Source organism: Pseudoalteromonas sp. SCSIO 43201 (assembly GCF_023716725.1).
Taxonomy (GTDB): Bacteria; Pseudomonadota; Gammaproteobacteria; order Enterobacterales; family Alteromonadaceae; genus Pseudoalteromonas; species Pseudoalteromonas peptidolytica.
On the sequence record NZ_CP072683.1, the window covers coordinates 1864295 to 1887816 of the forward strand.

General features: G+C 43.8%; 10 protein-coding genes. 4 read left to right on the plus strand and 6 right to left on the minus strand.

Going from position 1 to position 23522, the window contains the following annotated elements:
• Positions 1–10: 10 nt before the first annotated feature.
• The 6 genes from J8Z24_RS08070 to J8Z24_RS08095 form a co-directional block, all read right to left on the minus strand.
• Positions 11–835: a CsiV family protein gene (locus tag J8Z24_RS08070; protein ID WP_176031713.1), complete on the minus strand. Its 825-nt coding sequence runs from the start codon at positions 833–835 to the stop codon at positions 11–13.
• Positions 832–4305 (minus strand): transcription-repair coupling factor, encoded by a 3474-nt coding sequence (gene mfd / locus J8Z24_RS08075; protein WP_252095581.1) that lies wholly within the window; start codon positions 4303–4305, stop codon positions 832–834. Before mfd ends, J8Z24_RS08070 begins: the two co-directional genes overlap by 4 nt.
• A gap of 16 nt (positions 4306–4321) precedes the next feature.
• Positions 4322–5212: a carbon-nitrogen hydrolase gene (locus J8Z24_RS08080; protein ID WP_147389703.1), complete on the minus strand. Its 891-nt coding sequence runs from the start codon at positions 5210–5212 to the stop codon at positions 4322–4324.
• A 5-nt stretch (positions 5213–5217) separates the two neighbouring features.
• Positions 5218–6255, minus strand: coding sequence for an agmatine deiminase family protein (locus tag J8Z24_RS08085; protein ID WP_252095582.1), 1038 nt, complete (start codon positions 6253–6255; stop codon positions 5218–5220).
• A 107-nt stretch (positions 6256–6362) separates the two neighbouring features.
• A complete protein-coding gene (locus J8Z24_RS08090) occupies positions 6363–6926 on the minus strand; it encodes a PilZ domain-containing protein (protein WP_125251399.1) in 564 nt (187 codons plus the stop codon).
• A gap of 70 nt (positions 6927–6996) precedes the next feature.
• Positions 6997–8871, minus strand: a complete 1875-nt coding sequence (locus J8Z24_RS08095; RefSeq protein ID WP_252095583.1) for a methyl-accepting chemotaxis protein — start codon at positions 8869–8871, stop codon at positions 6997–6999.
• A 907-nt stretch (positions 8872–9778) separates the two neighbouring features.
• Between J8Z24_RS08095 and J8Z24_RS08100 the strand changes: the two genes are divergently transcribed.
• The 4 genes from J8Z24_RS08100 to J8Z24_RS08115 all read left to right on the plus strand — a co-directional run bounded on the left by J8Z24_RS08100 (position 9779) and on the right by J8Z24_RS08115 (position 23005).
• Positions 9779–11023: an SAM-dependent methyltransferase gene (locus tag J8Z24_RS08100; protein ID WP_252095584.1), complete on the plus strand. Its 1245-nt coding sequence runs from the start codon at positions 9779–9781 to the stop codon at positions 11021–11023.
• 9 nt (positions 11024–11032) lie between these two features.
• Positions 11033–11935 carry a hypothetical protein gene (locus tag J8Z24_RS08105; RefSeq protein ID WP_252095585.1) on the plus strand — a complete coding sequence of 301 codons (903 nt, stop codon included), beginning with the start codon at positions 11033–11035 and terminating at the stop codon, positions 11933–11935.
• Between the two features lie 17 nt (positions 11936–11952).
• Positions 11953–12612 (plus strand): phage tail protein, encoded by a 660-nt coding sequence (locus J8Z24_RS08110; RefSeq protein ID WP_252095586.1) that lies wholly within the window; start codon positions 11953–11955, stop codon positions 12610–12612.
• Positions 12613–12748: 136 nt separating this feature from the next.
• The gene (locus J8Z24_RS08115) at positions 12749–23005 is read left to right on the plus strand and encodes an Ig-like domain-containing protein (RefSeq protein ID WP_252095587.1); all 10257 of its coding nucleotides are present in this window, start codon (positions 12749–12751) and stop codon (positions 23003–23005) included.
• Positions 23006–23522: the final 517 nt, after the last annotated feature.

Below are 23522 nucleotides of genomic sequence, written 5' to 3' on the forward strand. Positions count from 1 at the left end.
TGCTGCCCATCTAATGTTTATATTTTCTTATCTGGAAGATCACACCAAGTTTTGGGTGGTCTAAGTAATGTATATCTCCACTATACACGCGAGTATATTGAGACATTCTTGCGGTACGAGTATCTTGACCTTCTTCGTATCGTAAATCTAAGTTTGTTGTCACGTAAAGGTAATGCCTTACATGGATCTTGATTTGCCCTTCTAGTTGAAAATGCGCTTGAGGATTATGCGCCTCAACATCGAAAGGGCGAGTAAGGGCGGAAAAGCTATCGCCGCTTTGTGTAACAGTATAGCTCAACGGTGGCTTATGTTGCTTACCCGCGATGATTTCAATATTTGGTGCGCGTCGTTTGCTTTGTTCTGGAAAGCGCCACCCTGTATGTAATATGGGGTTTAACCCTTTGCGTTTCAGCTCATTAATCTTGTTTGTAAAATTTAGCTGAGTTTTGTCGAGCAAATAGATAGCATTCATATGCTCTTGTGGTTCAACACGGGGTGTAAGAGGTAACTCGTCAAACTTTGCAACATAGTCTACATCAGGGTTACAGATAGTAGAGTAATTGCCCTGTGTAAGGGCCTTTATCAAGTTCGGTTCTATAAATTGCTCGCTGCCTTGTAAGCATAATTGATGACCGGTGTTATTAAACCCTTCAAGCAATAGCGGTTTAATATTTTTGCGTGGCAGAGGCGTAAGTTCAATACTAAAGTCCTCTTTCAGTGCGTTGGCTGATGCTTGCTCAAACGCGATTATTTCAACCTCAAACCAGCGTACAGCATGAGCATACTGGCTGCTAGCTAGCGCTGCCAATAGGCTTATGCTTTTTATTATTTTCATGCTACCGCCTTTTTCTCAAAGTCATCTATCATGGCTTTTATTAGCTTTAACCTTTCTTGGCCATTCTTTTCTTCAATCATAAACTTCAGTTTATTTGCACCTTCCATCCTATAGGTTGAAGGGCTACTTTGTATCAAGCCAATGATGAATGTTGGGTTAACTTTTGTATGACTACTAAACTCGAAGAAACCACCTTTAGGGTTTGCTTCAACTTTGTTGATGCCAAGTTGAGTTGCTTTTAGCTTAACAGATTGTACAGCAAATAAATTTTTCGCTGCATCCGGCAGTAAGCCAAATCGGTCTATTAGCTCTATTTGCAATTCATCTAATTCTTGTAGAGATTTAGCACTGGCGATCCGCTTATACATGCTTAAACGAATATTAACATCATGAATATAGTCATTAGGAAGTAGGGCTGGGAACTTAAGGTCAACCTCACTTTGTTGTTGAAGTAAGTTATCAAGAGTTGGCTCTTTACCGTTTTTGAGGGCTTCAACGGCTTGTTCCAGCATTTCCATGTAAAGTGTAAATCCAACCGTTTGGATCTGACCACTTTGATCATCACCCAATAGTTCTCCAGCACCACGGATCTCTAAATCATGGGTAGCGAGGGCAAAACCTGCTCCAAGATCTTCTAACTGTTCTATTGCCTGCAAACGTTTTACTGCGTCTTTGGTCAATGCTTGGGAATTTTTTGTTAGTAGGTAGGCATAGGCTTGATGATGGCTTCGGCCAACTCGCCCACGTAGCTGGTGAAGCTGCGCTAAACCAAGCCTATCAGCTCTATCCATAATGATAGTATTAGCTGATGGTATATCTATGCCAGTTTCAATGATGGTGGTACAGACAAGGACATTGTACTTTTGATGATAAAACTCTCCCATCAGGTGTTCTAGTTCTTTTTCACGCATTTGCCCGTGTGCCGTTGTTACATTCGCTTCGGGAACTAGGGCTGAAATGTCAGCACTTATTTTATCGATAGTCTCTACATTGTTGTGTAAAAAGTACACTTGGCCACCGCGCTTGATTTCGCGCAATATTGCCTCGCGGATCAACTCGTCATTTCGTTCGCGGACAAAGGTTTTCACTGCTAACCGCTTTGCCGGTGGCGTAGCAATAATTGATAAATCTCGCATGCCACTCATGGCCATATTCAATGTACGTGGAATAGGGGTTGCTGTGAGCGTTAGAATATCAACATCGGCTCTGAGTTGTTTGATTTTTTCTTTTTGCCTGACCCCAAAACGGTGCTCTTCATCGACAATTAATAAGCCTAAATCAGCGAATTTTATATTTTCTTGAATAAGCTTATGCGTGCCAATAACAATGTCAATTTTGCCTTCTTCGAGCTTTTGCAGAGTCTCTTTTTGCTCTTTTGCTGAGTTAAATCGGGATAATACGCCCACTTCAACAGGTAAATCTGCAAATCTATCTTTGAAGTTCTCAAAATGTTGCTGAGCAAGCAAAGTGGTAGGGACTAAAACCGCGACTTGCTTGCTGTCATTAACCGCAACAAATGCAGCGCGCATCGCAACTTCCGTTTTACCAAAGCCAACATCACCACACACGAGCCTGTCCATTGCAAGACTTGACTGCATATCAGCCAATACCGCGGTGATGGCGTTGCGTTGGTCGTCGGTTTCTTCGAATGGAAAGCTGTCGGAAAAATCTCGGTAGGCGTTTGCATCAACCTTGAAAGCATAACCGGGTTTACTTTGACGCTTTGCGTAAATATCCAGAAGTTCAGCAGCCACGTCTCTCACTTTTTCAGCCGCTTTACGCTTTGCCTTTTCCCACGCGTCATTGCCAAGTTTGTGCAGTGGTGCTGAGGCCTCTTCACCACCAGAGTAGCGACTGAGCATGTGCAGCGATGACACTGGCACGTACAATTTTGCTTCATTGGCATAGGTGATTGTTACAAATTCAGTAGCAACACCGGCGGCATCTATTGTTTCTAGCCCTAAGTAGCGACCGACACCGTGGTCTAGATGTACAATCGGCTGGCCTGCTTTTAATTCAGCTAGGTTTCGGATCAGTGCATCTTGACCTTGTTCATATTTATGCTTTCGGCGGCGTTTTTGTGAAATTTTTACACCAAGCAGCTCTTGCTCGGTGATAATAGAAAGGGAGCGAGTCTCTTGCACTCTGACACTGGTCGCCAGTGGGGTGACGATAATGCCAACATCAGCATCACAGGCTATAAAATCCCCGATCCGTTTGAAGGGAGTTAGTTTTAGGCCTGTGGGCTTGAGTAGAGTTAATAACGACTCTCGTCGTCCTTCAGACTCCACGCTAAATAGTACTCTGGATTTTTGTTTCTTTTGTTTAGTGATGTAATCAAGCACTTTTTGATATGGATTACTCTGCTTGTGCTCAATACGGACATCATCTATCAACTCTGCATTGATGTTATGATGGCCAGCCTTTGTCCCGAGTTTTGCTTGACTTAGCTTTATTCTCGGAAATCGATTTATGCCTTCAAAGAGTGTTTCTATCGGTTGGTATAGCTTGGCAGGTGCCAACAGTGGACGAAGCGGATCTACTTTTCGGTTTTCATAACGTTTTGATACATCTTGCCAAAATGTGTGAGCCGCAGACTCAATATCCCCAAATGGCATAATGACGGCGTCGTTAGGTAAATAATCAAATATAGTAGCGAGTGAATCAAAAAACAGCGGCAAGTAGTATTCTATACCAGCAGGCCAGTTGCCCTTGCTAACCTGCATATAAATACTGTCTTTTTCACTGCTTGCACCAAAAGCTTCACGATAGCTGATCCTAAATCGCTCAATATCTTCGGCATTGGTTGGAAACTCGTGAGCTGGCAACAGATCTATCGCTTCGATTTCGTCATTTGAACGCTGACTTTCAATGTCAAAATGCCTGATTGAGTCAAGCTCGTCATCAAAAAAGTCTAATCGAAAAGGAAGAGGGCTACCCATAGGGTACAAATCTATAATCGAGCCGCGTACTGCAAACTCGCCATGCTCCATAACTTGTTGAACGTGTCGGTAACCTGCTTGTGTAAGCGTCTCACGGAGACTTTGGGCATCAACGGTATCTCCCTTTTTAACCTGCAAGCTCATACCATGAATAAAGCTCGGTGGCGCTGTGCGCAGCATAAGTGTTGACACAGGAATGATCAGCACTGACTGCTTCTCATGCTTTAACGTGTTTAGTGTTGCTAGGCGCTGCGAGATGATATCTTGATGCGGTGAAAAGTGGTCATAGGGCAGAGTTTCCCAGTCTGGAAACATCATCACTGGCGTGTCGTTTAACAGGTACGCCAGCTCATGCTCAAGACGAAGTGCAGAAGGAGTATCAGGAGTAATGAGCACCACGAGGTTATCGTGTTTTTGAATGCTTTCACTTAAACAGAGTGACAGGCTACTACCAACTAGGTTACCCCAAGTGATTTTGTCCTTATTAGATTTTACCCATGGTAAATTATTCCACTGCACGTTCGCCATTGACTACTCCTATTTATTAATCGCGATAGATTTTACAAAGATCTTGGTAGTGATCGATTCGTCTGTCTCTTAAATACGGCCAGATCCGACGAACTGATTCACTACGAGCCAAATCTATGTCTACCACACAGACGGCTTCGTCTTGTTCCGAAGCATGTAATAGCATCTCACCTTGTGGACCTGCCACGAACGAGTTACCCCAGAATTGGATCCCTTCGCTTTGTCCTGAAGGATCCGCTTCGTGACCAACACGGTTAACACTAATCACCGGAACACCATTAGACACGGCGTGAGCGCGTTGAGCAATGATCCAGGCATCGCGTTGGCGTGTTTGCTCAGCTTTGTCGTCTCTTGGATCCCAGCCTATTGCTGTTGGGTAGATAAGAAACTCAGCTCCAGCCATCGCCATCAAACGTGCACCTTCAGGAAACCACTGATCCCAGCACACTAAGACGCCAAGTTTACCCACTGAAGTTTGGATCGGTGTAAAGCCCATGTCGCCAGGCGTAAAGTAAAACTTTTCATAAAAGCCTGGGTCATCGGGAATGTGCATCTTACGGTATTTACCAGCGATAGTACCATCAGACTCAAGTACAACCGCAGTATTGTGGTAAAGCCCTGTTGCACGTTTTTCAAATAACGAGGCAACAATAACTACATTCAACTCTTTGGCTAATGCACCTAAGGTCTCAGTGCTTGGACCTGGGATAGTTTCTGCCAAATCAAATAGATCGGTGTCTTCTGTTTGGCAAAAGTATAAGCTGCGATGTAGTTCTTGCAATACTATTAGTTTTGCGCCTTGCGCCGCTGCGGCTTTGATGCCATCACAAGTCTTAGCAAAGTTGCTTTTTAGATCAGCCGAGTTGCTATGCTGCACAACACCGACTTTTATGTTTTTTTCAGCCATGATACTTACCTTAAAAAACCTTTGGGTAACTGCATAGTAATACAATGCAAGCTACCGAATTGATGAATGATTGGTAAACAGTTTACGCCTATTACTGTTCTTTCAGGGTGGGCAAGGGAGATTTTACCCAGTGCTTCTTGGTCTTTTTCATCACCATAAATTGGCACTAAAACCGTTTTATTTAAAATAAGGTAATTTGCATAAGTGGCAGGTAATCGCTCCCCGTCACTATCATACTTAGCACTAGGCCACGGCAGGTCAATCAGCTTGTAGGGATTGCCGCATGGCGTACGAAACGAGCGTAACTGATGTTCCATTTTATTCAGCGCATCGTAGTGCTCATCACTTTTGTCGTCGCATTTTACATACACTAAAGTGTTGTGTGGTGCAAAGCGCACTAGGGTATCGATATGGCTATCTGTATCATCTCCTGCTAGGTAGCCATGATCAAGCCACAAGAAAGACTCTGCACCGAACTCTTTTTGCAATACCAGCTCTAACTCGGTTTTACTTAAATGTGGGTTACGATTCGGATTCAACAAGCACTCAGATGTTGTCAGTAATACTTTATGCTCGTTTATCTCAATACCGCCGCCTTCAAGTACAATATCCACAGGTTCAAAGGTGCAGTTGGGGTTTAACACTTGTGTGGCAAGCTGTTGATTGATTTTGTTATCGAGTTCAGCGGCAAACTTATCACCCCAACCTGTAAACGTGAAGTCTTTTACACACAGTTCCATGGTGCTATTTTGTGTTGTTAGCGGGCCATGATCACGTGCCCAAGTGTCATTACAGGGCGTAACGACAAACTGGCATTGGGCTATGTCAACATTGGCGTCTGCTAATAAACGTTCAATGTGTTTTCTTAGCGATTCATCATGCGCCACAATAACCACTTTTTGAACTTGAGTAATATGTTGGCAAAGTACGACATAGACAGGCTCTACATCGCTGAGAATATCTCTCCAGTCAGTTTGCGAATGCGGCCAAGTGAGCATCACGGCATCTTGTTCTGCCCATTCAGGGAGTAAAGTAAAACTCATTAAATCATCACCATAGAATAATAAGCCTATAGTTTATCATTAACCTCAGAGGTGTCAGTAAATTTTGACGCGTTTAATTGAGGTTGCTGAGTTTGATTGTGTGATTTTTACTCCTTTTGCTGTTTTTGTTTTAGTTGCCTGGTTTGTGCATGTAAACTGGCGCGAACCAATAACTCTTGATCAGCTTCTCTGATAGCGGTGAACACTAAGGTATACTTTGATTGTTGCTTGGCCAGTACTTGGGAGTAGCAAAAAATAGCACTAGCTTCATTGCGTAAAAATACTTTCGTTCGCAGCGACTGACCTACTTCATACTCGTCTTCTAATGTAACCGTTAAGCCTCCACCACCATAGCTGTCACAGTATAAGCTGCTGTCGTCAGGCTCTTCAGTGGCAAGAATGTGGCTAATGATTAGGTCAATTTTGCGTGATTGTGCTTGTAAGTAGGCCGCGAGTTCATTAGCGGTATCGCCTAGGTTGCGTAGGGGCCTCAGGGCATTAAGGTCCAGTGCATTGATTTCATTGGCAAGCTTGAATAGTGGGGGAATGGCAGCCTCTAATTGGTACTCATTTTCAGGTACCATATTATCGTCTACTGGGTATAGGTTTATTTGAACCTGCTCCGCTACTTGAAAGTACTGTTCAAATAATTCCTGCAAATTTGCTTTCATTTTAATCTCTTGGCACTACGGCGCTTACTGCCTCTATTACCTCTATAGTAACGGTTTAGTTTAGTGATAATCAAACTTTGAATTGCTCAAGTAATTGCTCTTGACCAGTAATTTTATCAACTTGTGACTGCATGGTTGAATCAACACTTCTCGCTTCATTGTATACTGACTCAGAAATTTCTTTTATTGATGCGCTACTATTATTAACGTTGCTTACAATGTCATTTTGCTCGTGTAGCATATCGGCAATACGAGAGTTAAGTTCAACAATATGGCGAATAGCACTTCTCATATCCTCTAGCGCGTGGCGAGTTTGCTCAGCTTTATCTACGGTTTTCTCTACATAATCTTGGCTTTGCTTCATAACGGTAACTGCGTTTTCAGATCCTGATTGCAGTTGGTTTATCATGCCTCTGATCTCGGTTGTGGCCTCTTGAGTGCGCTGAGCAAGCGAGCGTACCTCATCGGCAACAACCGCAAAGCCTCTACCTGACTCGCCAGCTCTTGCGGCTTCAATTGCTGCATTTAAGGCAAGTAGGTTAGTTTGCTCTGCAATACTGTTTATCACAGAAAGGATTTGTTCGATGGCAGTAGATGAACTTTCAAGCTCTGTGACAACATTCATCGCTGAGCTGATTTGATTCGATAATGCTCCAATAGTATTGGTAGTTTCGGCAACGATAGCCTCACCCTGAATAGCAACCTGATCGGTATCTTTTATCGCTTGTGCTGCCTCTTGGGCGCACTTAGTTACTTGATGCTCTGTTGCAGACATATGTGTCGTCGCATTATTTAATACCTTTATCGTTTCTAATTGTGTTTCTATGGCTTGACGAGACTGAGCCGCGACGTGAGATGTGTGCTGAGCATCGCTGAGCACTTCATGCCCTGAGCGTTGAATATTTACAATAAGTGTTCTTAATGTGTTGGTGAAAGCGTTAAAGTTCGTTGCTAAGGCAGAAAACTCGGGTTCATGGTTTGTGTTTAGTCGTACCGTTAAATCGGCATTGCCTTTTGCAATGGCAGCCATTGCAGTGTTGATTTCATCGAGAGGTCTTAATAGCCAACTTATAACGAGCGATAACAACAGTGTTGCCAGCACAACGGAAATAAACGCAAACACAGCTGCATTTCTTCTTAGTTGTGAGAGAGCGGCAAACACGGTGTTTTCGTCTAGTATGACCCCTAAATACCAGTCTAGGTCTGTCACTTCTTTAAATAGCACCAATTTATCTTCGCCATCGACCTTAACGTATTGTAACGACTCCGATGGTTTGATTTGGCCGAGAAATTCTGTTGAAGGCTTACCATTTAGGTTGACATCGGGGTGTGAGATGGTTGAGCCATCTTTGCTCACCATAAACGCATAACCTGCATCGAGCAGGTTAAATGAATTAATCATCTCGCCAAGTTTAGCTAAACTCACATCATAGAAAATAGCACCGCTAAATTGTCCTTGTTTAAAAACAGGCGCGCCTATCGACACAACGATTTCATTGCTGACCGCATCGGCATAAGGGGAGGTAATGATGAGTTCACGTGCATTTTTTGCATCGGTATACCAAGGCCGTTTTCTGGGATCCCAATTAGCACCAGGGTTCCAGCCGGGGTCGCTGGCAACGTATCGACCCGTTTGCTCTTCACCATACCCGATAAGTAGAAAAGCGTCGGTAAGCTGTGGTTGAGAAAGTATGGGAAAAGCGCCTTCTAAAGTATCTGTTGCAGCGACTAGGTTGGTTGTGAGCGCAGCTAAGTCGGTTGCCCCTTTCATTTGCGCTGTGACGGTATTACCAATCCCTTGAATTATCTCATTGATGCTCTGCGCCGTTTGCGTTTTTATTGCTGCACGTACTGATAGGTACTGAATAACAGATAAAACGAGTAACGCGAATAAAAGTACAAACGCAGAGACGGATACAACTTTGTGTTTAAACTTCACAGCCATACTCCAACAGTATTGATACATTAAAGTTATGACAGTTAATGAGAAAATGCCAAAACTTCTGCGCGACATTTGAAGGTATTTCGAATTATTGCGTTTTTATCAGTTATTTATTCATGGTGCATTTCCTATTCTTTAAGACTTACAAGAGGAGAAAGCACCATGTACAAAGCAGTATTGGCAACAATTGTCTCGGCAATGATTCTCGCTGCATGCGGTGGCGGTTCAGGTTCCGACTCAAACGACACCACCACTACGCAACCAACCCAAAAAATCAACTAGCCTTTTAGGCGTATTGCTACACAGTAATAAAACAGGACTTCATTTGAAGCTCTGTTTTATTGTTTAAGGGAGGTAAATACTTCAGTTGATATTACAGGCATGTACATGATTACTTCATCCAGAACTTTGCTACTCACTAATAGCGCTTGAATGAAGAGTTTGACTCTATTTATGACCTTCGATGTTTATTGAATATCGCTCTATACCGCGTGATCTAATCCCTAAATATTCACCAACAGGAATACTTTTATTACGCATCTGATTTATTACTTCTCATGAAGCCTAAAAAGCGAGGCTATTTACCATGAAAGCAAGTGGCGCCTTTTTAACAATAAAGAAATTGGGTGTAATAGGGTGTAATTGACATTATCAAAACAATGCTATTTAATGGGAAAATCAAAATTCCTAATTTTTTATCAACTAATTCATAAGGTTAATGTGGGGGCTTTTAATGTCATTGAATCTTGTTGATACGATATGCTCGCGCTACTTAGAATGAGGTTACTAAAAAGAATTATCGCACATGAAAGTTTATATGGTTTAACTGGCTTTAAATCATAATGCAAGTGTGCCGCCGTGTGTATTGTCATATAGTGTCCACACCTTCACGAAGCTTAGGAAAGCGAATATGAAAAAAAGCAACGAACCATCTCAAACTTGGGGTGAAAAGCAACAGCTCAGTTCTGTTGATCCAAGCTTAGAGCGACTATTTAACCAATCACTGCGTAGTCAACTTACCCGCCAATTAAAAGGCGATGCGTTTGCTAGCAGTAGTGTCTTGATAAAACACTGCTGTAGCGTTGTTGAAACTTTACTTGCTAAAACACAAACACATGATCAGCTGGTGGCGGTTTTTGCTGATTTTTCAGAGTCTCTACTAGAACTTTATCAAGAACTTGCGCTTCCCGAAGAAGAAGTGACACATTCCTACGTCAACGCCACAGGGTTAGTGATGGCTGTTAAAGATGCGGTGTCGACAGTCAATGATATTTATCGGGTCAAAGCGTTTATTCGCGGGCTTGATAAAGTGCTATCAAAGGCTGAAGGACAAAGCCAAGAGCCACTGCATCTGGTTTATCCTGCTTGTGGTCCATTTGCCCCACTTGTTTTACCGCTTCTGTGTTATGTCAATGCACATAATCGTTATCAGCGCCCGTTAAAGATTACATTAATAGACATTCAGCCCGGTGCAAAAAAAGTGTTGGAGCGTACTGTAGAGAATCTGGGTCTGGACACCGACAATATTGAGATACTCTGTATGGATGTAATGGAGTATAAGCCAAGTGAGCCGATTGATATTTTAGTTATAGAGGCGATGCAGCATGGTTTGAGTAAAGAAGGACACATGAGTTTTATGCGCCACCTTGCAACGTTTCTAGCTGATGATGCTTACCTCTTGCCAAACGAAATAGTTGTAGAAGCGCTACTTACTGTGCCACAACGGGAATTTGTTGATCAATGGAAAGAACAAGAGCGCAGTCACTCAAGTTTTATAAACGAACAGATCCGCGCTGAGCGCATCTCCCTTGGTACCATTTTTACACTTAATATTACCACCTTAAAGCAACTTGCCATTATGCCTTTGGGCGATGGTTTTGATTTGATTGAGGCAAATCAAGTGACCATCCCACATAATGTGGAAGATATGCCTAAGCGTATTTTATTGCTCAGCGCCAAGCTGTATGTCGATGGCGAAGAGGTGATTGATCAATATGACTCTGGGATCACGCATCCGTTGGCGGACATGTCGGTGTGTATTGATTTTAAACCCAAGGCGTCTGAACCAGACGATTTACTCGTTAAAGGGGGCGATAAGCTCAAGTTTTATTACAAGCTCTGTGGCATGCCTGGCTTTTTACCTACTTTGGCGTAAGGGATTAATATGGAAAAAGTGATTTTATTGGCCAGTTCACCAGTTGCAACTCCGGCAATTGAATGCTTAGCTCAGATGAATGCTCTTGCTGGTATATTAAGCGTGTATTGCCCTGAGTCAGTTGCTCAACAACATGCTGCGGCGGCGCAGCACTTTGATGTGCCACATGCCTATCATACAAATTTAGATGAAGATGTTTTGGCTTCTGCTCAGCAAACTTGGCAAGGGAGTCGATTCATTAGTTACCATTTACCCTATGAACCTCTATGTAAGTTACAAAGCGCACAGAATATTGTGCAGGTTCAAGTTGCACAAAACAGCAATGCAACTGTTGAACATGCAGTGTTTCATAGTATTTATAGTCAGCAATCTAGCTGCGCGTTGATAGCGGTGTGTGTAAAAAAGCAAACCGTTTTATTGAGCCATGATGTCACGATAGATAGCCACGATACTGCGGGCACCCTACACAAAAAGCTAATCATGCAATTACCTAACCTGTTACAACCGCTTGTTAGTGATGTCGATAGCTTGGAGCAAACTGCGCTTTGCCGACCATTTGTCCCAAAGAATTTGCCCACTCTGAATGAGGCAGATTTGTTTGTTCATTTGCAAACCGACAGTGCAGAGCAAGTTGTTAACTTAGTTCGTGCTGCAAATCCGTATTTTGGTGGCGCACGGTTACGTATTGGCCACGCGGTTTGTCAGTTATTACAAGTGACGATTAGCCCGCAGCCAACTTACGGCGTAAAAGCGGGCACCATTATTACGTTATCAACCTCTGGCGGCCTAGTGCTTGCCCTAACAAATAAACAAGCGGTAAAAGTAGATGTGGTAAGCAGCAGTGAAGGGGTGTTTGATGGATACCGCTTTGCTATGCAGGCCAACTTACAAGCCGGAATGAATTTAAAATAAAAAAGAAGGAATAAAAAATGAGTGATGGTGTATATATTGGTGAGATCGAAATGGTCGGTTACAGCTTTATACCTCGTGGTTATTTCGCTTGCGGGGGTGGAATTATAAGTATCGGCTCTAGTTCGGCCTTATACTCGCTATTGGGCACTATGTATGGTGGTGATGGCCGTGTCAGTTTTGGTTTGCCTGATTTTCGAGGCCGTGGTCCGATTGGGGATGGGGCCGGTCCTGGTTTGACATACAAACCACAAGGGGGGGTATTTGGTTATGAAAATAATTATTTGAATGTCACTCAGCTGCCAGCACACAGTCATACAGCCATAGCCACAGCTGAAGCGACAAGTGTTGCACAGGGTTTTGTTGGCAACTTAACCGTAAACGCGAAAAACGGTTTGGGTAATACAGATGATGCCAATGGGGCTTATTGGGCAACTGGTGAGCTTGTTAATGGTCGAGTAACAACGCCTATTACCAAGGCGTATTCGACTACATCGGATGTGCAAATGGCCGGGGATGCAGTACAAATCAATGGCGGATTTAGTCAGATAAATACTGCTGTTGATGTTAAAGTCGATGTAGGAAGCACTGGCGCATCATCGCCAATACCCAATTACCAACCAAGCATTGTTGTTAAGTTTGTCATTGCCGATATTGGCATTTATCCATCACGAAGCTAGTGGTTTTTAGGGCGCTTAGATATGAGCATGAGCGCCTCATTATTTTTAAGGAATTAGTTATGTATAGCGGCCAAATTAAGGCGAGCTGTCGTCAATCTGCCTTGAAAGGGTATATGCAGTGTTATGGAGATTATCAATGAGCATTGTTAAAATGCTGAATACGCTAGCTGTTTTGCTTATCACATCAACGTCTTTTGCTATTAGTGCAAGTACAGAGCAAACAATCCGCTTCGCTGACATTGGAGGCGTCGATTCTGGCGGCACAGGGTTCAGGACATTAACCAACTATAGTGGCTATTTGATATCAAATAATTTAGCAGACCCAGGTGATGACACTATTAGTCCGGTGAGTGGAGGCTCGCCACAAACCTTTATATTTAAAGCCAATGGAAGCAACGTAACACATTTTGATGTCACTGATATTAAAATACATGCTTATGGTTCAACACAAGTCAAACTGACTACAGCTACTCAGGTCGTTTTTAAAAATGCCAATGGTGATACACTTTCAAATTCAACATTTAAACTGACCGAGCTGACTGAACTTTCAAACAGTACTTCGGCTGGTTTAGCTGACCTTTTTGGTTCTTTCTCTCCTGTTACGGGCGTCTCTTCTATTGAATTTACAGTACATGAAAACGCGGGTGGAGAAGATATTCGTAACGTCTCATTCCTTAGTTTGGTTGTTGACAATGTCAATGCGCAACCCGACACTGACACCACGCCCCCTGTTGTTTCTTCTATCAATCTAAAAGACAGTCCAAGTGAAGGCGACTCATCCGTCACCTATACCGTGGCTTTTGATGAGTCAGCTTCAAATGTCTCAATTGATGACTTTACAGTTACCACCGTATCGGGAAACGCTAGAGGGTTTGTGAACAGTGTGTCGGGCTCTTCTGGCAGCACGATTGATGTCACAGTGGGCAATATCAGCGGTGCAGGCACTTTAAGGCTGGACTTAAACAGTAATACTAATATTGTTGATGGCGATGGTAATGGTAATAACAATAATGGTTATGTGGCCAGCTTTACTGGTGCGGTGCATACGGTAGATAGAGCTGCTCCAAACCTAGATATTGCGCAGTCAAGCCCTCAGGATGGCGCAACCAGTATTTCACGTAGCGCAGATATCACGGTAGCATTTAGCGAAAATATCAAGCTTGGCACGGGTAATATCACCTTATATAACGTTAGCGCAGCCAGCTCAGAAATCTTCTCTGTTACCACAAATTCGGATGGCACAACCACCACTCCTGGCGCAGGCAAGGTGAGTATCAGTGGCAGTAAATTGTATATTAATCCAGCAAGCGATCTTGCCTATAGCACAAATTACGCGGTTAAAATTGATAGCGGTGCCATATTAGACAGCTATAACAATGCCTTTGCGGGCATCAGCGATAACACCACTCTGAACTTTACCACCGAAGCGGCACCTAATGCAGCGCCGACAGTATCTGGCTCGCCGTCAGATATTAGTGTGTTAGAAGATACTGCAAGTAACGTTACTCTATCTGCAGTGCAATTTGCGGATGTCGATAACGATGCCCTCACGGTAACCTTAACGGTCAATAACGGCACATTTGAAAGCTTATCGAGCGCTGGTACGTTAACTAGCCGCGCACTTTCGAGTGATAAAAAAGTGATCACCCTCGCTGGCAGTGCTGCGAATATTAACGCCTTTTTAGATACCGCAAGCAATATCACGTATAAATCAGCAACTGATGCCAGTGGTGACAACCAAGCACTGATCACCATCACCGCCAACGATGGCACTAATAACTTGGCGAGCAACCCAACGGTAAACGTTGATATTACCGAAGTGAATGATGCACCAACGCTGAGCTTGGGTAGCAATATTTCAATTGGCGGAGACGCAGCAGCGGGTAATCAACAAGTGGTTGCTAACTTTGCGTCAATGAGCAGCGATGGTGACGCGAACGCAGTACAATCGGTCACTAGTTACTTGGTGAGTGAACAAAGTGATGCGAATAATGTGGTCACCAATGTAGCAATTAACACAAGTGGTCAGTTATCTTACACGCCAGCATTGAATGTGAATGGCACTGCAACTATCGCGGTGCAAGTACAAGATAATGGCGGTACGGCCAACGGTGGGGTGGATACCTCTGCTGAAAAAACCTTTACCATCACGGTTGATACAATTAAGCCGACGGTAAGCTCGGTTACTACGTCCACGAGTGCAAGCTATAAAGAAAATGACATCATTGATTTTGTGGTTAATGTATCGGAAGCATTGGATGTAACCACAACCTCTGGCACTTCACGTATCGCCCTAAAAGTAGGGAGCACAACGCGCTATGCAAGTTACCATAATAGTAACGGCAGCAAAACCGCGCTGACTTTTAGATACACAGTACAGGCTGGCGATAATGATACAGATGGTCTAGAGCTGGGCAGTATGGTAGATACCAATGGTGGCACAATCCAAGATGCGTCGGGCAATAGTTTAAATGTATCGCTGGCCAATGTGGCTGATTTAACGGGTGTACGTGTTGATACTACACAACCTAAAGTGTCTTCACTGATGCCACCGAGCAATAAAACCTATACAGCGGGTGAAACGCTTGATTTTACCGCGACGTTATCCGAGTCGGTGACGCTAAATACTTCCGCAGGTAAGCCTCAACTTAATCTGACGATTGGTAGCAAAACGGTTGCACTTGATACCAGCACAACCACATCGCCTACTAGCCAATTACAATTCTCTTATACTGTGGTGCAAGGCGATGAAGATTTAGATGGAATCAGTATCACCAGTTTTGCGCTGAACAACGCAACTCTGAACGATACGGCAGGCAATACCTTTGATACCACGCTAAGTAGCGTTAATACTGACAACGTACTGGTTGATACCATTGCCCCTACGGTTTCGAGTGTTTCTTCCTCAAAAGCTGATGGTACTTATAAAGTGGGTGATGAAATTGCGATTCAGGTGACGTTTTCTGAAAATATCACTGTAACAGGCGCACCCACTTTAACGCTTGAAACCGGTGATGTTGATAGAGTTGTACACTTCACGTCGGTATCTGATTCTGTTGTAACCTTTAACTACACCGTGAAAACGGGTGATGTTAGCAGTGACCTTGATTATATTTCAACGACTGCGCTGAGTTTGAACGGTGGCACAATTAAAGATGCGGCGGGCAATGATGCAACATTAACGCTGGCAACACCAAGTGCGGCCAACTCGCTTGCTGCCAGCAAGGCGTTAGTTATTGATGGTGTGGCACCTGCTATTGACACTGCTGGCTCCTCAACTGCCAATGGTGGTTTTGGTGTTTCAGCAACTGGTGACTTAACGCTGAAGTTCACAGAAGCGATGCAACTTGGCACTAGCGGCACTATCACGTTGGTAGATAGTAACGGCAATGTAATTGAAACCTTTGCAGTTGACAGTCCTAAGATCAGCTTATCAGGTGATACCTTAACGATTAACCCAAGTGCTGATCTGTCAGCAGGGTTGCGCTATGCCATCCGTATGGACTCAGGGTTTTTAACCGATGAAAACGGTAATGCCTTTGCAGGTTTCAGTAATAATACCGGCTTTGCCTTTACGGTTGCGCCGAATGTAGAGTTGAGTGTTGATAATACAACGGTCAGTGAAAAAGGCGGCATTGCAACGTTAACGCTTTCTTTGAAAGATTCAGCTGGTAACGCGGTAACAGCAACCAATGCGGTAACGGTCAGTATCAATGTAACAGGCACGGCTACAGGCTCAGGTACTGATTACAGTCTCTCTGACAATATCAGCAGCAGTGTGGCAATTGCCGCAGGCAGCGCCTCTAAAACATTTAAAGTAACTGCGGTGGATGACAGTGTTGTTGATGATAACGAAACTGTGATCATCGACATTGCAGCAATCACAACAAATAATGCTGTTGAGTCTGGTACACAAACCGTGACTATTACGTTGGATGAAAACGATGCGCCAGTCTTTGCTGATCTTGATGGCACCCCTACATTTACTGAAAATGGCTCAGCAGTGATCTTAGATGCTAATGTATCGGTATCGGATACGGAGCTTGATGCTCTGAGCAGTAACAGTGGTAATTATGATGGTGCAAGCCTGACTATCACACGAAGCGGTGCGGCCAATGCCAGCGATGTTTTTGCCAACACAGGTGCGTTAGGCACATTAGTGCAAGGCCAGAATATTGAGTACAGTAGTGTTGCCGTAGGTACGGTTACCACTAATAGCGCTGGTACCTTGAAGTTGACCTTTAACAGCAGCGCCACAACGTCCATTGTTGCAGGTGTATTGCAAAGTATTACTTACTCAAATAGCTCTGAAGCGCCAGATACATCAGTCACACTTGTGTGGGCATTTAACGATGGTATTGCAAGTAGTGCGGGTACAAATCAAACGGTTGTTAGCATTACGGAAGTGAACGATGCACCAACATTGGATGATACCAAAACGCCTGTATTTACATCAATTATTGAAGATGTATCAGATGCCAATAACGTTGGTGTTGATATTGCTACGCTAGTGGTTGATAACTCAATCGGTGATGTTGATGGCAGTGCCGTTGAAGCCATTGCCGTTACCACAGTCGATAATACCAATGGTAAATGGCAATATACTACGGATAACGGTAGCTCTTGGGATGATTTCAGTGTGACATCAGACCAAATTGTTGACCTAACAGCCGTAGCTCGCTTGCTAGATGGGTCGCTCAGTGGCGCAAATACACATAAAGTACGCTTTGTTCCAAATGCAAACTACAACGGTACATCAAGAATGACTTTTGTTGCGTGGGATAAATCGGCGGGTACAGCTAGTGGCACGTTTGATGCTACATCTAAAGGTGGGACTTCCGCATTCTCAAATACCTCAGATACAGCAACAATCACTATCACATCTGTCAATGATGCACCAAAGCAGTTACGCAACTCTGGCTTGAGCATAAGCGAAGGTAGCAAAGGCTTTATCCTAAAAGATAGATTCATGGCTGAGGATGTAGATGATGATAGCGAAAGTTTGACTTATACAGTGACTACATTACCGTCACATGGCGATTTGTATATCGATGCAAATAAAGATAAAAATCCAATTGACAGCGAAAAACTGTCGCTCAACGCAACCTTCACGCAAAAAAATGTCAACGACAAGATGCTAATTTATGTGCATGATGGCAGTGAAACCACATCAGATAGCTTTGTATTCTCGCTTGCTGATGGTGGTGAGGACAATGCGGCACCAGTGACTGGGCAAACCTTCAATTTTACCGTGTATCCAGTTAATGATGCTGTGTCTGTAACGACACCGCCTGCCAATGTTTCTGTAACAGAAGATGCGAGCTCAAGCTTGGATTTATCGGCTATAACGATTATTGACCCAGATAGCGCGAGTGTGACATTGACGATTAAAGTGGATAAGGGGTCATTTGATACACCTGCTGATGGTTCAGCGATTGGTGTAACTGCTACCTTATCATCAGATGGGAAAACCATTACTTTAACAGGAGCACCGAGTGCGATTGATGCCTACCTCAATACGGTTTCAAATCTTACATACACAGGTGAGGCTAATAGCCAAGGTAATGATCAAGCACTGATCACTATCAGCGGCAGTGATGGCAGTAGTTCAGGGCAGCTGGCAACAGTGAATATTGATATTACCGATGTCAACGACGCACCTGTTATCAATAACCTGAATGGTGATCAGTTTGATTACAATGCCTCAGCGCAAAACTTTGTGATTGTTAATCAAAACAGTGCAGTTACTGTTACTGACATTGATACTGACACCTTCAATGGTGGGATGTTAACCGTGTCGATTGCCAGTGGTGCACAAACTGCGGAAGACGTCTTAGCAATTGATGACAGTAGTACTGAAATCTCGCTTAACAATGGCCAAGTTGAATACAACCAAACAAGTGTAGGTAGCTACACAGGTGGTAGTAACGGCAGCGCGCTGACCATTACGTTTAACAACAATGCGACCAATGCGATTGTTGCAACTGTGATTAACGCAATAGAGTATGATAACAGCCAAAACTCAGCAGGTACGGCGGGCGAACGAGTCGTGCGTTTTGTCCTAACTGACGGTGAAGGTGGTACTTCTGCTCACGCTGATGTGACGATTAATGTTTCAGTGAACACTGCGCCTACTTTGGCTTTAGCCGATTCTGTAGAATACACAGAAAATGCTGCGGCAACAGTACTTGACTCTCAAGCAACTGCGGATGACGCAGATGGAGACAATAGCTGGCAGGGCAATGGGGCTAAACTAGTTGCCTCAGTGACAACGAATGGATTGGCGCAAGATAGCTTAAGTATTTCCACAAATGGCGACTTTAGCATCAGCAATGGCAACATTAGTTACCAAAGCACAATCATCGGCGCTATTGAAGAGGCAAGTGGCACCGCGAATGACGGTGTGGTGACTGCGAGTGATAAGTTAACTGTGCACTTAAGCGCAGCGAATAATGCTATCGTACAATCGCTCGTTAGAGCGCTTCGCTATGAGAACACATCAGAGAATCCTTCCACATTGAACAGAAGTGTTACCGTGGAACTGACTGATGTACTCGCAGGTACTGTTTCTGATTCAATCAGTATTGTCATTAAGGCGGTGAACGACGCACCGACGATTACAGGCACCCCAGTGACGACGGTTGCGCAAGGGGCTGCATATTCCTTTACTCCTACCGGACAAGATGTTGACTCAACTCAGCTTACTTACTCTGTTGCTAACCACCCTCAATGGCTAAGCATCGATAAAAACACCGGTACTTTGACAGGTACTCCAAGTAATGCGGATGTTGGTGAGAATAGCGCCATTGTTATTACTGTGTCTGATGGTGAACTAAGCGCTAGTCTGGCGGCATTCAATTTGACTGTCACAAATGTCAACGATGCGCCAACAATTACAGGTTCGCCAAAAGTACAAATCAATGAGCGTCAGTTATATACGTTTACACCTGAAGCGGTAGATATTGACGGTGACAAGCTGACATTCACCATTACCAATAAACCAACCTGGCTTACTATTGATAGTGCGACAGGTACATTGTCTGGAACGCCAGGACAAAGCGATGTAGGTACGACCGGTGAGATGGTGATGACAGTGTCTGATGGTACATTACAAGCAAGCCTTGAAGCCTTCTCTGTGACCGTAATCAATGTCAATGATGCGCCTACGATCTCAGGTCAGCCTCCACGTTCAGTAGTTGAAGGAGACCGTTATAGCTTCACGCCTAGCGCATCGGATATTGATAGCCAGAACTTAACGTTTAGCATCACAAACAGACCGTCATGGGCATCATTTAATCCGCAAACTGGTGAGCTATCAGGCACGCCTACGGGTAGTGATGTTGGTGTGACAGCTAATGTGTTGATCAGTGTATCAGATGGGGCACTGTCAGATTCATTAGCGCCATTTAACCTCACAGTGACTGTACGAAATACAGCGCCAATTGCAGATGACCAAGCAGTACAGGTTAATGAAGACAGCCGTGTGAATATTGTCGCCAAGGCTAGTGATGCACAAAACGATAGTTTGACATTAACGGCGCAAACGCAGCCTCAAAATGGTGTATTAAGCGCAGTTGAAAATGGCTGGATTTATATTCCTAATGCCAACTTCAATGGTCAAGATAGTTTTACATACGTAGCCCGTGATGAAGCGCTTACGTCAAATGTTGCAACGGTCACAATTACAGTTAACCCTGTGAATGACGCACCGACTGCACAAGACGATAGTTTAACACTCAACAAAACGGCTAATGATAACTATACCATTGCGGTATTAGGTAATGACGCCGATATTGATGGTGATGTACTGAAAGTTGAAGGAGTGACAGCAAGTATTGGTGCCGCAACGGTAAGCGGTGCAACAATAAGTTATCAAGCACCTGACGATTTTACAGGCTCAGTGTCACTGTCATATTCGGTAACCGATGGCAATAAAGGTCGCGCGAGTGCAAAAGTTAACTTGGTGATAGAGGGCAATGATAATACTCAAGCACCAACCCTTACAGTACCGGCGGATCTGACGGTAGATGCCACAGCACTTTACACCAAGGTAAACCTAGGTGTTGCCTCAGCAAAAGATGCACAGGGTAATGTACTGCCAGTAGCTTTAGTTGACTCAAAAATGGTATTTGCTCCGGGTAAACATGATGTCTATTGGCGTACTGTGGATAGCTCTGGACTTGAGTCTATTGAACTTCAAAGGCTGAATGTAAACCCGCTTATCTCTTTGAGTAAGGATCAAATTGTATCTGAAGGTTCAGCGGTGACGGTACAGGTACTGCTAAACGGAACTTCACCGACTTATCCACTAGAAATTGGTTATACCATTGGTGGTACTGCATCTTTTGACGACCATACTGCACGAAGTGGAACAGTCGTTATAGATAAGGGAACACAGGCGGAAATCAGTTTTGATGTCGCAGCCGATGGTGCATCAGAGCAAGACGAGACGGTAACGGTTAGCTTGTCATCTGCATTGAACTTGGGCAATAAACATCAAACTACGATTACTATTCGTGAAAGTAATGTGGCACCAACGTTAGATCTCAACGTTTGGCAACAAAACGAAACGAGAATCAAGGTAAGTCAAGCTGGTGGACTTGTAACCATTAAAGCAGCGGCCAAAGATGCTAATAAAACCGATACATTAACGGTAAGTTGGTCATCAGATTTAAGTAACCTCAGTACCGAACCTGCGCAATTTGTGTTTGATCCAACCGCTACAACGCTTGGGGTACACGCGGTGAAATCAATGGTAACTGACAATGGTTCACCTAGCTTAAATACCTCTGAGACAGTCTATGTTGAAGTTGTCGAGCAGTTAGCTGCTTTGAATGATACGGACACAGATGGTGATCTTATCCCGGATAGCGAAGAGGGTTACCAAGATAGTGATGGTGACGGTATTGCCGATTATCTTGATGCGATTAACGAGTGTAATGTCGTACCTGCACAAGTTAATAATCAAACTGCGTTCTTAGCTGAAGGTGAGCCAGGTGTTTGTTTACGTCGTGGAGCGGTTTCGGTACTAAGCAGCAGCGGTGGCTTGCAAGTTGAATCTGGATCGCAAACTGGACTTGTAAATGATACACAAGCGACTAATATAGGTGGTATTTATGACTACATCGCTTATGGGTTACCTGAGCAAGGTCAAAACTATAGCTTGGTGCTACCGCAGCAGTTACCAATTCCAGCAAATGCAGTTTACCGTAAGTTTACCCAAGCCAAAGGCTGGAGCGACTTTGTTGAAGACGAAAACAACCAAGTGTTCAGCTCTGCTGGTGCTATCGGTTACTGTCCTCCACCGGGAGCTACGCAGTGGCAACCGGGTCTAACAGAAGGTCATTGGTGTGTTCAGATTGTCGTACAAGATGGCGGACCAAATGACGCAGATGGAGAAGCTAATGGTACCGTGGTGGATCCAAGTGGTGTTGCGGTTTACCACAGTGATAATGCTAAGCCAGTAGCTAATGCAGACAACGCAAGCTTACCTTGGAATAGCAGCATTGAAATTGATGTGTTAGCGAATGATAGTGATGCTGATAACGATAGTTTATCTCTGTCTCAAGCTTCTGCTCAGTTTGGTGAAGTGACAATTACTGCACAGCAAACACTGATGTATGTTGCAGCAGAGCAGTTTGTTGGCACAGATGTAATTACTTATAGTATTACTGACGGCCAAGGTGGTACTGCGCATAGTCAGGTAGTGGTGGAAGTAATGGGTAACCGAGCGCCTGTTGTACAGGGTGAGCTAGTGACAGCCATGCACCACAAAGCGACAGTGATTGATGTATTAGCAAATGACAGCGACCCAGATGGTGATAGCTTGACCGTTAGCTCAGCTTCAGCGACTAATGGTACAGTAACAATTGTATCGGGTGAGAAGCTCAGCTACTTGTCTAACCTTGGGTTCGCTGGGGTTGATACAGTTAAGTATGTAGTGAGCGATTCGCAAGGAGCAAGTAGCAACGGTACGGTGCAAATTCAGGTAATTGCTAATCGTCTACCAGTTGCAAAACCAGACTTAGCTCAGGTTAATGCTGGTGCTAGCATTAACATTGATGTGCTAGCAAATGACAGTGATGCTGATGGAGACACGCTAACGATTATCGAAGCGTCAGCGGCTCAAGGTACGGTCAGCATTTCTCAAGATGGGGTGTTAACCTATATTGCAAAAGCTGGATTTGTTGGTGTTGACACTATTACATACATGCTTAGTGATGGTTATGGTAACGCTGTTGCTGGTACCGTTAGTGTGACTGTAAAAGCTTCGGACAACCATAATGTTAAAGTGCAAAACAAATCGTCTGGTGCGGTATCGATATGGATATATTTGATCATGCTACTGGCGGTATGTAGAAAGCACTCAACAAACCGCTTTCAAAAGTGGTGAGTAAGACAGTGCGACAAGTAGCTTGAACGGTTAATCGAACAACGTTACTTTCACTGCTAAAAGGCTGCAACTAAGGTTGCAGTCTTTTTTATTGGTGGCGGATCACCATCATCCATTATCTAAAGAGCTTGGGCTTGCGTGTAGTGTGATGACTTTTTAATAAGTAATACCAATTTGCTTAATTAAGTGGTCTATTTTGAGGCGAGAAAATCTTGTCGATAACTCCGCTAACGCATCCTGCTACCGCTAAGGTACCTACATCCATATAGGCAAGGCAAAAATTTTGCTATTTAGTTGTTCTAAATGAAAAATTTTTAACGCTGTTAGCGTCAGATTTACTCCTTCAAATTGAGCAAGTATTAAGTCAAATTGGTATAAGCTTTGCGAGAGGACGTTGGTAATTTAGCAGGTGTGCAAGATTGTGTGCTCTTGTGACTAGTAAAAATAGAAAACCCAGATAAGCACATAGAGCAAGACGCCGGTTAGCTTCTACTTCAAAGTTTTTATTCTTTTAATT

Coding starts and splice junctions, on each gene's coding strand:
- J8Z24_RS08070 (WP_176031713.1), bottom strand. CDS start 835: ATGAAAATAATAAAAAGCATAAGCCTATTGGCAGCGCTAGCTAGCAGC.
- mfd (WP_252095581.1), bottom strand. CDS start 4,305: ATGGCGAACGTGCAGTGGAATAATTTACCATGGGTAAAATCTAATAAG.
- J8Z24_RS08080 (WP_147389703.1), bottom strand. CDS start 5,212: ATGGCTGAAAAAAACATAAAAGTCGGTGTTGTGCAGCATAGCAACTCG.
- J8Z24_RS08085 (WP_252095582.1), bottom strand. CDS start 6,255: ATGAGTTTTACTTTACTCCCTGAATGGGCAGAACAAGATGCCGTGATG.
- J8Z24_RS08090 (WP_125251399.1), bottom strand. CDS start 6,926: ATGAAAGCAAATTTGCAGGAATTATTTGAACAGTACTTTCAAGTAGCG.
- J8Z24_RS08095 (WP_252095583.1), bottom strand. CDS start 8,871: ATGGCTGTGAAGTTTAAACACAAAGTTGTATCCGTCTCTGCGTTTGTA.
- J8Z24_RS08100 (WP_252095584.1), top strand. CDS start 9,779: ATGAAAAAAAGCAACGAACCATCTCAAACTTGGGGTGAAAAGCAACAG.
- J8Z24_RS08105 (WP_252095585.1), top strand. CDS start 11,033: ATGGAAAAAGTGATTTTATTGGCCAGTTCACCAGTTGCAACTCCGGCA.
- J8Z24_RS08110 (WP_252095586.1), top strand. CDS start 11,953: ATGAGTGATGGTGTATATATTGGTGAGATCGAAATGGTCGGTTACAGC.
- J8Z24_RS08115 (WP_252095587.1), top strand. CDS start 12,749: ATGAGCATTGTTAAAATGCTGAATACGCTAGCTGTTTTGCTTATCACA.